This window comes from Priestia sp. JNUCC 25 (assembly GCF_053667915.1).
In genome coordinates this window covers 1,214,951-1,228,032 of the sequence record NZ_CM132211.1, presented here as the reverse complement: position 1 = coordinate 1,228,032, position 13,082 = coordinate 1,214,951, and the positions used below count along the sequence as shown (strand labels likewise).

Sequence of the window (13,082 nt, the reverse complement as noted above, 5' to 3'; positions counted from 1 at the left end):
AAACACGTTGATTAATGGTTCGTTTTTCACTTGGGCTAAAATACTTTTGTCCCGGCCTCATCGATCATTCACTACAATATAAGTTGCTTGAATAGGCCCATGCACACCAACTACTAAATTCATTTCAATATCAGCTGAATTACTCGGTCCCGTAATAAAGTTAATGCAAGAAGCAATCGTTTCTCCTCGCTCTACTTTTTCATGAATCATTTCAGCGGCTTGTGTCATGCGAGGGACAATTGAACTTTGAGGTATGATTGCAATATAAGTGGCGGGCAGCAAGCTTACCGCTCGTCCCTTTGCAGCACTGCTGAACAAAACAACTGTTCCAGATTCCGCTAGCGTCAAATCACTGAACGTGATGCCGACGTTTGCTTGTTCAGCTAGTTTAACATTCTCATCGCCTTTTACTGAATTCCATACGTGAAGGTTACGGTTTGTTTCCCATTTCTCCATCAGCGGATTCAATCCATATTCAGAAAACCTGGGATCATTCCACGTGCAGACAAGACCATTTCCATAGTTCGCTACGGCTTCCTCAAGGGCATCTGGTAAGTGTTGTGATGAGGTTTCTACATAGCGAGTATGAATACGTTCGCAATGGTTTTCAAGCTCTTTCTTTAATTGATCCGGCGAATAGTTGCGGTAGACCTCATGCTGAGGAGCATGCCTCCATTGTGGCTTTACTACACCGCCTGTTCGCCTGCTTCGCTTAAGATTAGCAGCAACATTGTCTAAAAAACTGTCTCTATTTTGAATGCTTCCGTTCATCATCATCACTCCTTTTATCAAACCAATCTCGTAAGCGCTCTTTTGTAGGCGCTGGAAACTCTCTGCTTTCCGTCCACGCTTTTAATGGACCAGGCCCTTTGGAAATACTACTTCCTGACATAAAAGGAGTAAGAGCTGCCGGTGCTACTTTAGCGCCCACTGTATATAGAGAAGAAGAAGCTGCTCCCAAGCCAAATGCTTTCATCGCCAGCTTTTCCGAAATAGGTGCTTTTCCTTCTTTTTCAACAATTCGCTGACGATGCTTGTGCAATAGCTCATGCAGCGGAATTTTGACCGGACAGGCATCTGTGCAGGCTGCGCATAGCGTTGAGGCATATGGAAGCTCTTTGTAGTCTTCATAGCCTCCAAGTAAAGGAGATAATACAGCTCCAATCGGCCCTGAATAAATAGATCCATATGAATGTCCTCCAATATGGCGATACACGGGACATACATTCACACATGCCGCACAGCGAATACACTGTAAAACAGATTGAAACTCAGTTCCTAAAATCGCAGATCGTCCGTTATCTACAATCACTAGGTGAAATTCTTCCGGTCCGTCTACTTCCCCTGGAAGTCTAGGTCCCGTAAGTGCCGTTACGTAGCTTGTAAGCCGCTGACCTACTGCACTTCTAGTTAACAGACTTACCAACACTTCAAACTCTTCAAATGTTGGCACAATTCGTTCCATTCCCATAACCGTAATTTGCGTTTTAGGAAGGGCGGTCGTTAGCCTTGCATTTCCTTCATTGGTAACAAGTGAAATAGATCCAGATTCTGCAATCGCAAAATTACATCCTGTGATGCCAATATCTGCTGATAAAAATTCTTTTCTCAGCATTTCCCGGGCATGAAGAGCTAGTTCTTCAGGTTTTTCTGTCTTTTTATAAGAAAGCTTTTCCTGAAATACATCTCTAATTTGTTCTTTATTTTTATGAAGCGCAGGAGCTACGATATGAGAAGGCGGATCGTGATCATCTACTTGCAGGATATATTCTCCTAAGTCCGTTTCAATAACTTCACAGCCTAGTTCTTCTAAAGCAGCGTTCATATGAATTTCTTCTGTAACCATTGACTTGGATTTAACCACTTTCTTTGCCTGTTTTTTCCTCGCTACATTTTTTATGTACTCATTCGCTTCTTCAGCTGTTTGAGCGAAAAAAACGTGGCCTCCGCGTTTAGCTACATTATCAGTGAGCTGCTCTAAATAGTAATCTAAATTTTCAAGCGTATGCTGACGAATTTCTTCGCCAAGCGCTCTCCATTCTTCCCAGTTTCCTAGCTCTTCTGCCGCATCTAATCTACGGCTTCTTAAGCGCTCTTGAGCACTTGAAACTGCAAAGCGCATAAACGCATTATTGACTCCATCATCGACGCGTTTTTTAAACTGATCATTTCCTATTTTCATAGACATTCGGTATTCTCCTTTCTTTACATTCTGCTATTTAATACTTCAGCGATATGCATCACTTTTACAGGCTGTCCTTTTCGTTCAATTCTTCCTCCAATATTCATAAGACAGCCGCAGTCAGCTCCAATTAAGTACTCTGCGTTTGTCTTAGCTATACAGCCTACTTTTTCATCGACCATTTGTTCAGAGATTTGCCCCATTTTAACCGAAAACGTCCCACCGAATCCGCAGCAGTTATGACTGTTTTCAAGGTTCTCCATTTCAAGACCCTTTACATTGTTTAATAGTGTAAAAGGTTCTTTTTTTACGTTCAGCAAACGCGTCATATGACAGGAAGAATGATAAGTGGCTTTCCCATTTAAGCTGGCTCCTACATCTTCCACTTTTAAAACGTTTACAATAAAATCTGTTAGCTCATACGTTTTATCAGCAAGCTTCACGGCAGGTTCATGCCATGCAGCATCACCTTCAAAAAGATGAGGATACTCTTTGAACATTGTCACACACGATCCAGACGGAGATACAACGTACTCTGCATGCTCAAACGCTTTTATCATGTTTTTCATCGCTTCTTTTGATTCTTTTACGTAACCGCTATTATACGCAGGCTGCCCGCAGCAAACTTGACTCTTTGGAAAATCCACTTCACAGCCTAATCGTTCTAACAATTCTACCGTCGCTTTTCCTACATTTGTTTGAAACATATCAATCAAACATGTGGCAAATAAAGATACTTTCATCATTTGCTCCCTCCAAGCTGATCATTTTACTTCTTTTTAGTTAACAGGTCATCAGATGACTTAATGCTATTATACTCCTATGTTTTTCTAATTTCACTAGTTTTTCAAAAATACCTTTCTTTGTTTGCTATCTTTTTTTCATAAAAACTAGGAAATTGAGGCATAACTAAATCATTTCAGTCTAAAGACGAGCAAATTGGATAAATGATTTAATGTGAATTACTTGTTACACCGGGGTTAATTTCCGTGCAAGACTTCGCTTTCCTCGTCGCTTCCGCTCCTGCGGGGTCTCATCCCTTCCGCTTTTTCCGCAGGAGTCTTCGTCTTGCCCTCCAATCAACCGCTAGAAGAAACGAAACACGTGAAACCTACGTTTGCCATAACATTAAAAAAATCCGAACGGTGAAGATTCTCTATCAAGAATCTTCACCGTTCGGATCTTCCTTCAACTAAACTACTTTTGTCTTAGCTTCTTACTTATTTATTTCCAAAAATCATCAAATACTGTGATTGGCAATTGGCGTTTATGCTGCGTTTTTAAGAAGTGACCTTCAATGACGTTACTAGCATGTTCACCTACATCTTTGCCTTCTAAATAATCGTCGATTTGCTCATACGTTACGCCAAGCGCTTCTTCATCCGGAAGCTGTGGACGATCTTCTTCCAAATCAGCCGTTGGTTTTTTCATATATAGATGCTCGGGACAGCCTAATTCTTTTAGCATTTGTTTTCCTTGTCGCTTGTTCAGACGGAAGATAGGGACTAAGTCAGCTCCTCCGTCACCGAATTTTGTATAAAATCCTGTAACAGCTTCAGCAGAGTGATCCGTTCCGAGTACGACTCCACTGTACATGCCCGCTACCGTATATTGCGCAATCATTCGTTCACGTGCTTTTACATTTCCTTTGTTGAAGTCGGAAACTTTATCATCTGCCGCTTCTTCAACAGCAGAAAGCATAGCATCTACTGCTGGTTTTACGTTAATAGAAATAGATTTTGTTGGTTGAATAAAAGCAAGTGCATCTTGACAGTCTGCTTCATCTGCCTGCACACCGTATGGAAGACGAACAGCAATAAACTGATAGCGCTCTTCTCCGGCCTCTTCATTCAACTCATTAACCGCTAGCTGCGCCAGCTTTCCAGTTAACGTAGAATCTTGGCCGCCGGAAATACCTAGTACAAACGAACGTAAAAAAGGATATTTGTTCATGTAGGATTTCAGAAAATCAACGCTGCGGCGAATTTCTTCCACGGGATTAATTTCTTTTTGTACGTTCATTTCTTCAATAATTTGCTTTTGTAGCTCTTTCATAAAAAAACTCTCCTCTCATTACTAGCTGATGGAATCTACACAAGCACTGTATCAGATAGTAACTTGCTTCTAGTCTCTTCGATATTTTGCATTTTGTTATCCCAGCAGCTCGTACTCAAGTCTACCGGATACTCTGTAGGACGAAATACATCTTCGTTCGACTTTGTAATAACTTTATAGTCATCCCATAGATGCTTTAAGTTTTGTAAGCAGTAGGCTCTCATTTCTTCAATGGTAGGCTGCTCATACACAAGCTTTCCCTGTGCAAAGATTGGCTGGTGAATTTTACGTGCGTTAAAGTTCGTTACAAACTTGCTGACGTGCGTATGAATCGGATGAAACATTTTTAAATGCTGCTCTTCGTTCGGCACTTCGTCCTGCATCGTAATATAATCGCCTTCCCATTTGTGGTTCACTTGATTTACAATTCGATATACTTCTTTTAGGCCGGGAGTTGAAATTTTCTCTGGATTTTCTGACAGCTTAATCGTATCCACCATGTTTCCATAATCATCTTCAATAGAAACCAGCTTGTACACAGCTCCTAGCGCAGGCTGATCAAAAGAGGTCATGAGCTTTGTTCCAACTCCCCATCCATCAATTTTGGCACCTTGCGCTTTCAAATCTAGAATGCTGTACTCATCAAGGTCATTCGAAGCAAAAATTTTCACATCATGATAGCCAGCTTCATCAAGCATTTTTCTTGCCTCTTGAGAAAGATATGGAAGTCTTCCGCTATCTAATCGAATACCGATAAAATTAATGCGATCTCCCATTTCTTTTGCTACTTTAATAGCATTGGGAATACCTGATTTTAACGTATTATATGTATCTACTAAAAAGATACAGTTACGGTGTGATTCCGCATACTTTTTAAACGCGCTGTATTCATCACGATAGACTTGAACAAGCGCGTGAGCATGAGTACCAGACACGGGAATTCCAAATACTTTCCCCGCTCTTACATTACTGGTTGCATCAAAGCCTCCAATATAAGCAGCTCTTGCCCCGTAAAATGCAGCATCCATCTCGTGTGCTCTTCTTGAACCAAATTCCATAAGCTGATTCGTACCCGTATGCTCATATAAATTATCTTCTCCCGCGGCTAGGCGAATACGCGATGCTTTTGTCGCAATCAGCGGGTGGAAATTTAAAATATTTAAAAGCGGCGTTTCAATAAGCTGCGCTTCCGCTAAAGGAGCGTCAATCTGCAGAATTGGTTCGTTAGCAAAAATCATTTCGCCTTCTACAACCGAACGAACATTACCGCTAAAGCGAACTTGCTTTAAATAGTCGATAAACTCCGCTTCATAATGCAATTCTTCATATAAATAATCTAAGTCCGTTTCGCTAAACCTAAAATTAGCAATAAAATCAATTACTCTTTCTAGCCCGGCAAACACAGCATAACCGCTTTCAAACGGCATCCGACGAAAGTAAGCTTCGAATACAGAACGGCGTTTATGAATATGGTCTTTAAAATACGTATGTGCCATATTCAGTTCATATAAATCTGTATGCAAAGCTAAACTATCATCTCTATATTGCTTTTTCATACTTTGTAACCCTCCATTTGACAATCCTAGTTTCTATTATGTAAATCTTTTCACAATAGAGCAAGCATAAATTATCAGAAGGTGCTTGAATTTTAGTTTTTCTGTTATTTGGTGCACACTTTTCTACCTGAAATGGAATTATTTCTCTTCGGGTATGTATTTCATTAACACATGTTCAACATTATCAAGATGACTCATCATAAAATGCTGAGCGTCTTCTGCATGCTGAGAAAGAATAGCTTCATAAATTTGCTGATGCTCTTTATAAATCCGTTCAGCCGTTTTCTCTTCTGCATAAAGCCAGATGCGTCTTGTCTCTTTCATCGTTTCAATCATCATTTCTGATACGTTATTCATAAGCTTCACTAAAAGAGGGTTTTGCGAGGCTTTAGCAATGGCTAAATGAAAAGCAAAATCTGCTTTCTCTCCCAGCTCTTCATTGCCAAACGCTCCTTTCATTTGTTCCAGACTATCGGACAGCTGCTTGAGGTCCGCATCTGTTCTCTTTTGAGCTGCAGCACGAACAGCCCCAATTTCTAATACCTTTCTCACTTCAAGCAAATGTTCAATATCATTTTTATTCATTAATACAGCGCTAGTTACAGGCAAAGACAGCATATCGGAGTTAAACTCTCGTACAAATGTGCCTTCCCCCTGCTTCATCTCGAGCAGCCCCATCGCCCGCAAAGCACTAAGAGCTTCACGAATAGCTGAGCGCCCTACCTGAAAGTTTTCCGCCAGCTGCTGCACTGAATCCAAACGGTCACCAGGCTTTAAACTGCCTTCTTTTATATTCTCAAGAAGCGTTTCGGCTACTTCTTCGTATATTTTTTTTGGCTTAATTCGCTTATATTCCACGTTTTCCACCTCATTTTTTTCGTTCACCAAGGTTTACATTAACCGAGACTTTTTCTTCTTTTACGTTTCTGTTACATTTTACCGAAATCCTTTCCCCTCCACAACAAAAGTGGCAAGGTATTTATACTTTATTTCTCAAATGTGCTAAAATAGTAAATTGATTTCATATTACGAGTTAAAAGGAGCTTTTTGAATGAACATTGTTGTCAGTACATTGAATGCGAAGTATATCCATACTTCTTTAGCCCTTCGATGTTTAAAAGCCTATGCCGAGCCTGACTATAAAGTGGATATGGCCGAATATACGATTAAAGATCCTGCTATGAACATTGTCACGGATTTATATAAACGCAACCCTGATATTATTGGTTTCAGCTGTTACATTTGGAACATTGAAGAAACAATTAAAGTCGCACAAATGCTTAAAAAAATTAACCCCGAGCTCATCATTATATTCGGTGGACCAGAAGTAACCTATGATGTGACTCACTGGCTAGAGCGCATTCCTGAAGCTGACTTTATCGCTATTGGTGAAGGAGAAGAAACATTCAAGCAGCTTTTAGATGAACTTCACGGAGACCGTCAGTTTGAAAATGTAAGCGGCGTGGCTTTCCGAAAAGACGGCAAACCAGTTGTTAACCCGCAGCGCAATAAAATTGACCTGCGCGAAATGCCTTCTCCTTTCCGTTTTGAAGAAGACCGCCAAGAACTTTCAAAACGCGTTGTGTATATTGAAACAAGCCGCGGCTGTCCGTTTAGCTGTCAGTTCTGTCTCTCTTCTATTGAAGTAGGCGTTCGTTATTTCGACAGAGAAAAAGTAAAAGAGGATATTCGCTATTTGATGGATAACGGAGCGCGCACCATTAAGTTCGTAGACCGCACGTTCAACATCAGCCGCAGCTATGCCATGGAAATGTTCCAATTTTTAATTGATGAACACCGTGAAGGTACGGTATTTCAGTTTGAAATTACGGCCGATATTATGCGCCCTGAAGTCATTCAGTTCTTAAACGACAATGCGCCAAAAGGATTATTCCGCTTTGAAATTGGCGTGCAGTCTACAAATGATGCCGTTAATGAATTAGTTAAACGCAAACAAAATTTCAAAAAATTAACCCGTACCGTAACGATGGTAAAAGAAGGCGGAAAGATCGACCAGCATTTAGATTTGATTGCGGGACTTCCAGATGAAGATTATAACTCATTTAAAAATACGTTTAATGATGTATTTGCACTTCGTCCTGAAGAGCTTCAGCTGGGCTTTTTAAAAATGCTTCGCGGCACCGGCTTACGCTTAAGTGCATCTCGCTATAATTATCAATACATGGATCAATCGCCTTATGAAATTTTAAGCAATAACGTCTTGCCATTTTCAGATGTCGTACGTATCAAACATGTAGAAGATATTTTAGAAAAGTTTTGGAATGACCATCGAATGGATGAAACAATAGAGTTTTTAGTAGAGCACTGCTACGATACACCTTTTGATTTCTTCCAAAACTTCGGGACGTATTGGGATGAAATGGGCTGGGTTCGAATCGGCCATCAGCTTGAAGATTTATTCAGACGCCTTAGACAGTATATTGAAACAGAGAATTTTTCAAATGAAGAAATGATTGAAGGGTTTATGAAAATTGATTATTTACAAAACCAAAAGCATAAGCCTCGTAAACCTTGGTGGGACGATAAAGTAGAAAAACAAGTCCGCTCTCATTACTATCAGCAAATGCTTGCTAATCCTTCTATTATGGGACAGGCTTTTGAAGCTGAACAGCTTGCTGAAAAAGAATTATACAAACACACCGTTTTAGAAATTCTTCCATTTGACTATATGTATTATAAACAAACAGGAAAAATAAATGAACAACCATCTGTTCTTCTTGCTTATTATGATCAAAAAGCAAATGATACAAAACTTTATTCAGCACCTGTAGAGGCATTTGGCCTTCCAGTTGTAAGCTAAAACCTCGGATACCCGAGGTTTTTTTCTTTAACATTCTTTTTTCTTTTTTTGCTCTTTATCAGACTTTGTCTTTCCTAAGGATTCATATATTTTAGCTGCGTTGGGATCGCCCATTTCCGCTCCGAACTCTTCTTGCAGTAACTGTTTTTGCTTTGCTTCAGTGCTTGCGATATGCTTATTATTTTGTTTATGTTTGCTCATCGTTATTTACCTTGCTTTCCTTTTTTCGAATTGCGATTCGCGCCTTTAGCCGGCTCCTCGCCGCCAGCATATTCAGCAGCAAATTCTGCATCTGAAAGGCTCTCTTTTGGTGTATTATTGTTAGTCAGTGCTGATTTGTACCCTACTTTACGCTTTGCCATCATATATCCCTCCTATGCTTGGAAGTCCATTGAACTTCCTTTTCTTAGAATACACTTTCTGATGCGTAATATAAGCAGAAAAAGCTGTAAAAAAGCGGTTGAAACATAACGAAATCATTTTACTCGAAATACGAACAAATGAGATAAATGGATTGACCCTCTTGTGACCCAGCTACATGAAACCTGCGTTCACCATCATAATAAAAAAATCCGAACGAGTTTGATTCTTAATCAAGAAACAAACTCGTTCGGATCTTCCTTCAACTAAAATATTTGTGTCCCAGCCTCTTTTATCCAATAATAATACGTTCTTTCGGATAGTGATAATCCGGTCCAGACGTTGGACGGCGAAGCATTAAAATAAATGAAAACATGCCGATTCGGCCAATGAACATTAAAATCATAATAACGCATTTACCGATATCAGAAAGCCCTCCTGTAATTCCCATTGATAAACCTGTTGTCCCAAAAGCTGAACACACTTCAAAAATAAGCTCAATGAGAGAAAAATGTTCTGTAATACTTAAAATAAGAAGCGAAATCGAGCAAATGATTACGGCTAACATCGATACAGCTACTGATTTAATAATGTCATCTTCATGAATTTCGCGGCGAAAGATTTTAATCGTCTTATTTCCTCTTACGTAATAAAACAGGAAAAGAATATTTAATGCAAACGTCGTCGTACGAATTCCTCCCCCTACTGAGCTCGGTGAAGCACCGATAAACATCATCGCACTCATCATAATTAACGTAGGAAGCGAAAACTCATTAATATTCATGGTCGCAACTCCTCCGCTCCTTGTGGCAGCAGATTGGAAAAACGCATAAAAAAACGATTCATCCCAAGACTTATCTGCTAGAAATCCTGAATGCTCTAGCACAAGAATCAAGATTGTTCCCCCTGCTAACAGCAGAAAAAACATGATGGTCGTTAGCTTCGTAAATAGCGAAAATTGAAATTTACGCTTATCTTTAAATGTTAAAAAATAGTGCTTAATTTCAATTAATACAGGGAATCCAATCGCTCCAAGCGTAATTAAAATAACGGTTACCACTTGTACAAAATAATCATGGGCATACGGAATAAATGAAGATCCTGTAATATCGAAGCCAGCATTTGTTGTAGCGCTGACAGAAGCAAAGAACCCATGCAGAAAAGCATCTGTCCAGCTTGAGTAATAACGGAGAAAATGTAATCCTAAAATAATGGCGCCAACTAGTTCAATGGCAAAAATAATAAATAAAATATTTCTCATCAAGTCAACTAATCCTGATAAACGGGATTGGTTATGGTCTGTCATAATGAGCTGACGTTCCTTTAAACCGATTTTTTTACCCAAAATCATCCAAATAAATGTACTGAGTGTCATTACACCAATACCACCGATTTGAAAAATAAAAGCGAGCAAAAAATAGCCCGTCGTACTAAATGTATCCGGAGTAGAGACAGGTGTCAGCCCTGTTACACTTACCGCACTGACGGCAATAAATAAGCGATCAATAAATGCTAACTTCACTCCCGGCTTTAAAGCTTCTGGGATACTAAGTAATAGAAATCCAAGCGTAACAGCCACTATGTAAAATGTAACAATAATTTGAGCTGAAGACATCTGCCTTACTCGTCGTTTCCATGGTTGCGGCATAATCTGACATTCCTTTTTTGTTATAATACTAATAGTTTTCTTCTTTCTTCCCAAAGCATACTCATTGTTACACGGATTGCAATATCCATGTAAAAAATCCCATGTTCAAGAAGGTGACTACATTAGTATAAAAGAAGTCACCTCACTTGTCATTAGATATCATAAATCCCAGCAGCCCGCATAAAGGATCGTCACTCAATATTGTCTGTTCACAAAAAAACGAGGTTGCGACATAATTAAATGAATCAATCTAAAGACGAACAAATAGGATACATGAGCTGAACCGCTTGTGACACCGCTGTTGATTTCCGTGCAAGACTTCGCTTTCCGCAGGAGTCTTCGCCTCGCCCTCCAATCAACAGCTAGAAGCAACGACATATTTGAAACCTACGTTCACCATAACAAAAAACGAACCACTAATATCAGTGGTTCGTTTTTCACTTCGGCTAAAATACTTTTGTACCAGCCGCGTCTTTATTTTATTTAGAGCGTTTTTCTAGCCAATCGCCGATTGAAGGATATGTTTCCTTCACTGCTTTTGGACCAAATACAACAGATACGTGACCTGTTTGCAACAATTTGTACTCTTTATCTTCACTTGAAACAGCGTCCATTAAAGCTGCCACTTGATGCGGCATCGCAATATGATCACGGCTAGCGGCAATGTTTAAAATATTAGCTTTAATATTTTTCAAATCTACTTTGCGTCCGCGAACTTCAAGTTCACCATTGATTAATTTATTTTGTTGATAGAAGTCACGAATCCACTGACGATAAGCTTCACCAGCAAATGGGATTCCGTCAGCAACCCACTTTTGCATTAGCTTCCAGCTTTCAACAAACCGCTGATTTTCCGAACGGTCCACCAACGTTACATATGGGCCATAGAAATTCGTGATTGGCTTTAACATCTTGTTTCCAAAGTCAATCATCTCTGGAGGGATGTTTCCGAATGTATCTACTGCTTTATCTAAATTAAAGTAGCGATCGTCTAGGAATGCTCCGTATAAACCTGTATCCGAAAAATCAAATGGACTTGTCATAAAAATTAAGTTTTTAATCGGCAAGTCTTCATTTAATGCAGCAAAAATAGATGTCATAGTTCCGCCCATGCAGTAACCAAGAACAGACAAATCAGGAGATTTAGAAGTGCGCAGCACCTTTTTCGCTGCTTTTGGAATATAATCTACAATATAATCATCTAGCTTCATATTGCTGTCTTCAAGCCCAGGAGTTCCCCAGTCAAGCAAATACACGTCAAAACCGCGGTTCAATAAGTATTCAACAAGGCTGTTTCCAGGTGTTAAATCCAAAATATACGGTTTATTGATCAATGCATATACGAGTAAGATTGGTGTTTTATGCAGGTTATCTTTTACTGGCGTATAGCGGTATAATTTCGCTTTGTTCTTTTTCCAAATAACCTCTTTTGGTGTTAATCCAACTTCCGGTTCCGCTTCTGTTGTCATAATTTCATATGCACGCTTAAAACGTCTTGCAGAACTTTTATATTCACTTGGCATTGATTTGATTAATTTTTCCCACTCTTGCACGTAAGGAATTGCCACGAATATACACACCCTTTCATTTCATTAGTAGTTAGTTAACAAGCACAGCCCCGACAAAAGTCAGGGCCAGCATTTATTACATGTATAAGCCGCCGTTAATGTTTAACTGTTGTCCTGTAATGTACGCGCCGTCTTTTGCTAAGTAAACAACTCCACGTGCAATTTCTTCAGCGTGGCCTAAGCGACGAGTTGGGATTTTTGCTACAACTTTTGCACGAACTTCTTCCGGCATTGCCATTACCATTTCCGTTTCAATAAATCCTGGGCAAATTGCATTAACTGTTACGCCTGACTTAGCTAGTTCAAGAGCTAATGATTTAGTGAATCCTAGCATACCTGCTTTAGCAGCTGAGTAGTTTGTTTGACCAAATCCGCCCGCTTGACCAATAATTGATGAAATATTGATAACACGACCACCTTCAGATTCTAAAAGGTGCGTTAGCGCAGCTGATGTTGTGTTGTATACGCTATGTAAGTTTACATCAATTACTTTTTTCCAATCTTCTTCACCTAACTTCTTGAATGAACGGTCGCGCGTAATTCCAGCATTGTTTACTAGAATGTCTAATTGGCCAAACGCAGCTTTTGTTTCTTCGATTAGGTGTTTTGCTTGATCTACATAAGACACGTCAGCTTGAACCGCAATAGCTTCTCCGCCGTTGTCTTTAATTTCTTTTACGATTGCTTCTGCAGATTCTTTACTGCTGTTATAGTTTACTGCTACTTTTACTCCATTAGAAGCAAGCTCACGTGTAATTGCTGCCCCGATACCTTTAGATCCGCCTGTTACGATTGCTACTTTACCTTGTAATGTTGTCATGAAAAATTTCCCCCTTGCTTCTTCAGCTATGATTTTTACTGTAAATACAGCAGTTAATGTTGTTATAAAATC

Annotated in this window: 12 protein-coding genes; 1 reads left to right on the top strand and 11 read right to left on the bottom strand. The window is 39.6% G+C overall.

All coding sequences use genetic code 11. The features are described 5' to 3' along the window. Positions 1 to 57 precede the first annotated feature (57 nt). From JNUCC25_RS06270 to JNUCC25_RS06245, 6 genes are all read right to left on the bottom strand, one after another. Complete coding sequence (locus tag JNUCC25_RS06270) at positions 58 to 774, bottom strand: LutC/YkgG family protein (RefSeq protein WP_029325073.1); 717 nt, start codon at positions 772 to 774, stop codon at positions 58 to 60. Continuing rightward, positions 749 to 2,188, bottom strand: a complete 1,440-nt coding sequence (locus JNUCC25_RS06265; RefSeq protein ID WP_013055949.1) for a LutB/LldF family L-lactate oxidation iron-sulfur protein — start codon at positions 2,186 to 2,188, stop codon at positions 749 to 751. Before JNUCC25_RS06265 ends, JNUCC25_RS06270 begins: the two co-directional genes overlap by 26 nt. 17 nt (positions 2,189 to 2,205) lie before the next feature. Next, positions 2,206 to 2,925 (bottom strand): (Fe-S)-binding protein, encoded by a 720-nt coding sequence (locus JNUCC25_RS06260; RefSeq protein WP_029325071.1) that lies wholly within the window; start codon positions 2,923 to 2,925, stop codon positions 2,206 to 2,208. A 481-nt stretch (positions 2,926 to 3,406) separates the two neighbouring features. Continuing rightward, on the bottom strand, positions 3,407 to 4,237 hold the full coding sequence (nadE, locus tag JNUCC25_RS06255) for an ammonia-dependent NAD(+) synthetase (RefSeq protein WP_013055947.1): 831 nt from the start codon (positions 4,235 to 4,237) through the stop codon (positions 3,407 to 3,409). A 35-nt stretch (positions 4,238 to 4,272) separates the two neighbouring features. Then, positions 4,273 to 5,793: a nicotinate phosphoribosyltransferase gene (locus JNUCC25_RS06250; protein WP_013055946.1), complete on the bottom strand. Its 1,521-nt coding sequence runs from the start codon at positions 5,791 to 5,793 to the stop codon at positions 4,273 to 4,275. Positions 5,794 to 5,931: 138 nt separating this feature from the next. Continuing rightward, positions 5,932 to 6,651, bottom strand: a complete 720-nt coding sequence (locus JNUCC25_RS06245) for a FadR/GntR family transcriptional regulator (RefSeq protein WP_013082207.1) — start codon at positions 6,649 to 6,651, stop codon at positions 5,932 to 5,934. A 193-nt stretch (positions 6,652 to 6,844) separates the two neighbouring features. Between JNUCC25_RS06245 and JNUCC25_RS06240 the strand changes: the two genes are divergently transcribed. Next, complete coding sequence (locus tag JNUCC25_RS06240) at positions 6,845 to 8,614, top strand: B12-binding domain-containing radical SAM protein (protein ID WP_013055944.1); 1,770 nt, start codon at positions 6,845 to 6,847, stop codon at positions 8,612 to 8,614. Positions 8,615 to 8,641: 27 nt separating this feature from the next. On the opposite strand, the gene JNUCC25_RS06235 is transcribed toward JNUCC25_RS06240, so the two are convergent. The 5 genes from JNUCC25_RS06235 to phbB form a co-directional block, all read right to left on the bottom strand. Beyond that, positions 8,642 to 8,815 carry a thiamine pyrophosphate-dependent enzyme gene (locus JNUCC25_RS06235; protein WP_013055943.1) on the bottom strand — a complete coding sequence of 58 codons (174 nt, stop codon included), beginning with the start codon at positions 8,813 to 8,815 and terminating at the stop codon, positions 8,642 to 8,644. A 2-nt stretch (positions 8,816 to 8,817) separates the two neighbouring features. Continuing rightward, positions 8,818 to 8,976: a hypothetical protein gene (locus tag JNUCC25_RS06230; RefSeq protein WP_025749458.1), complete on the bottom strand. Its 159-nt coding sequence runs from the start codon at positions 8,974 to 8,976 to the stop codon at positions 8,818 to 8,820. 290 nt (positions 8,977 to 9,266) lie between these two features. Then, positions 9,267 to 10,646 (bottom strand): TrkH family potassium uptake protein, encoded by a 1,380-nt coding sequence (locus tag JNUCC25_RS06225; RefSeq protein ID WP_255256020.1) that lies wholly within the window; start codon positions 10,644 to 10,646, stop codon positions 9,267 to 9,269. A 455-nt stretch (positions 10,647 to 11,101) separates the two neighbouring features. Continuing rightward, positions 11,102 to 12,190 (bottom strand): class III poly(R)-hydroxyalkanoic acid synthase subunit PhaC, encoded by a 1,089-nt coding sequence (locus JNUCC25_RS06220; RefSeq protein WP_013055939.1) that lies wholly within the window; start codon positions 12,188 to 12,190, stop codon positions 11,102 to 11,104. 76 nt (positions 12,191 to 12,266) lie between these two features. Beyond that, positions 12,267 to 13,010: an acetoacetyl-CoA reductase gene (gene phbB, locus JNUCC25_RS06215; protein ID WP_014461095.1), complete on the bottom strand. Its 744-nt coding sequence runs from the start codon at positions 13,008 to 13,010 to the stop codon at positions 12,267 to 12,269. Positions 13,011 to 13,082 lie beyond the last annotated feature (72 nt).

Bases quoted from the DNA above. Each gene is read 5' to 3' on its own strand.
- JNUCC25_RS06270 (WP_029325073.1), bottom strand. From the start codon at position 774: ATGATGAACGGAAGCATTCAAAATAGAGACAGTTTTTTAGACAATGTT.
- JNUCC25_RS06265 (WP_013055949.1), bottom strand. From the start codon at position 2,188: ATGTCTATGAAAATAGGAAATGATCAGTTTAAAAAACGCGTCGATGAT.
- JNUCC25_RS06260 (WP_029325071.1), bottom strand. From the start codon at position 2,925: ATGAAAGTATCTTTATTTGCCACATGTTTGATTGATATGTTTCAAACA.
- nadE (WP_013055947.1), bottom strand. From the start codon at position 4,237: ATGAAAGAGCTACAAAAGCAAATTATTGAAGAAATGAACGTACAAAAA.
- JNUCC25_RS06250 (WP_013055946.1), bottom strand. From the start codon at position 5,793: ATGAAAAAGCAATATAGAGATGATAGTTTAGCTTTGCATACAGATTTA.
- JNUCC25_RS06240 (WP_013055944.1), top strand. From the start codon at position 6,845: ATGAACATTGTTGTCAGTACATTGAATGCGAAGTATATCCATACTTCT.
- JNUCC25_RS06235 (WP_013055943.1), bottom strand. From the start codon at position 8,815: ATGAGCAAACATAAACAAAATAATAAGCATATCGCAAGCACTGAAGCA.
- JNUCC25_RS06230 (WP_025749458.1), bottom strand. From the start codon at position 8,976: ATGGCAAAGCGTAAAGTAGGGTACAAATCAGCACTGACTAACAATAAT.
- phbB (WP_014461095.1), bottom strand. From the start codon at position 13,010: ATGACAACATTACAAGGTAAAGTAGCAATCGTAACAGGCGGATCTAAA.